We start from the raw sequence: 1,434 nt of genomic DNA, 5'->3' as shown, positions 1-1,434 counted from the left end.
TATACCCGTGATCATTGAAACTGCTTGATTTCATGCCGTCAGAGGATCATGCTAAAATCATGAATATCAGACTTTCACCTGAACAGATTGCTGCCCTTGAGGCTCAGCACCGACATAGTCGTGACCGTCGTGTCTGCGACAGGATTCGCTGCGTGCTTCTTTCTGCTCAGGGCTGGTCAACGGCCATGATTGCACAGTCTCAGCTTATCCATGAGACAACCGTTCTGCGCCATATCGCGGATTATATTGATGAGGGCAAGTTGAACTCTGAAAATGGTGGCTCTCAGGGGCACCTCAGTTCTGCGCAGTCAGCAGAATTAATCTGTTTGCTGACTGCTGAGGTACACGAGAGTACAGCCAGTATTGTTGCCCTTGTCAGGGAGCGTTTCGGTGTGTCTTACTCCATTCCGGGAATGAACAAGTGGCTTCACCGCAATGGTTTTTCATGGAAAAAGCCGACTGGCGTCCCGCATAAGTTCAGCGAAGAAAAACAGCAGCAGTTCATCACTGAATATGAGGCTCTTAAGCTCACTGCCGGTGATAATGAACCCATCCTGTTTATGGACGCGGTGCATCCCACGCAGTCAACGAAACTGAGTGGTGGCTGGATACGCAGGGGTGAGCGCAAACCGGTTAAAACCACCGGCAGCCGTACCCGGATGAATATCATCGGGGCACTCTGTCTGAACGATATTGCCCGAACAGTGACCGGTGATTATGCACAGATTAATGCCAGAACCATTTGTGAGTTTTTTATCGCCATCCGGAAGACTTACCCCGTCAGGCAGAAAGTACACCTTATACTGGATGGTGCCCCGTATCACCGGGCCTTACTGGTACAGGACTGGGCGGTGGTGATGAATATTGAACTACACTACCTGCCCCCCTACAGCCCGAATCTGAATCCGATTGAGCGGTTATGGAAGGTCATGAATGAACAAGCCCGGAATAATAGGTATTTTGCCACAGCAAAGGCCTTTCGGCAGGCGATAAACGGATTTTTCAGCGATACCCTGCCAGAGATAGCGGGGAAAATGAGCTGTCGTATTAACGATAATTTTCAAAAACTCAAACCTCCTTTTAGGACTGATTCAATATCATCAGGAAATGATTTATGACTACCAATAAAGTCTTCTGTGATAATAATGCAACTATCCGATTCGCTGTGAAAAATTATTTCGATGGGGAAATTTCTCAAGCAGCTGAAAAAACAGGTTACAGTCAGAGTCAAATAAAGAAATGGATAAATAACGAAATAAAACCTCGTACTGAAACAACTCGCTATTTTATGGGGGTTGCACTCATCCCCGAGTTTAAAATTGTATGTGAACACCACTCTTTCGATTGTGAGGGTAACATTTCAGACCAGTTGAAAGAAATGTTGAATAGTCATAGCAAATCTCCCGGCATCTATGTTTTTTATGATAGCTTAAG

2 protein-coding genes are annotated in these 1,434 nt (G+C 46.0%); both read left to right on the top strand.

Annotation, left to right across the window (positions count from 1 at the left end; all coding sequences use genetic code 11):
- The first annotated feature begins 59 nt into the window (after nt 1–59).
- The gene (locus ACSZO4_RS25530; RefSeq protein WP_437891878.1) at nt 60–1,118 is read left to right on the top strand and encodes an IS630 family transposase; all 1,059 of its coding nucleotides are present in this window, start codon (nt 60–62) and stop codon (nt 1,116–1,118) included.
- On the top strand, nt 1,115–1,434 hold a 320-nt coding region (locus ACSZO4_RS25525; protein ID WP_437891877.1), incomplete at its 3' end, for a helix-turn-helix domain-containing protein. The genes ACSZO4_RS25530 and ACSZO4_RS25525, both read left to right, overlap by 4 nt.

Origin of the sequence: Phytobacter sp. V91, assembly GCF_965644225.1 — a bacterium.
Classification (GTDB): domain Bacteria; phylum Pseudomonadota; class Gammaproteobacteria; order Enterobacterales; family Enterobacteriaceae; genus CBFFRJ01.
The sequence above is the reverse complement of the archived record's forward strand: the minus strand, read 5'-3'. Positions and strand labels throughout refer to the sequence as shown.

Bases quoted from the DNA above. Each gene is read 5' to 3' on its own strand.
- ACSZO4_RS25530 (WP_437891878.1), top strand. From the start codon at position 60: ATGAATATCAGACTTTCACCTGAACAGATTGCTGCCCTTGAGGCTCAG.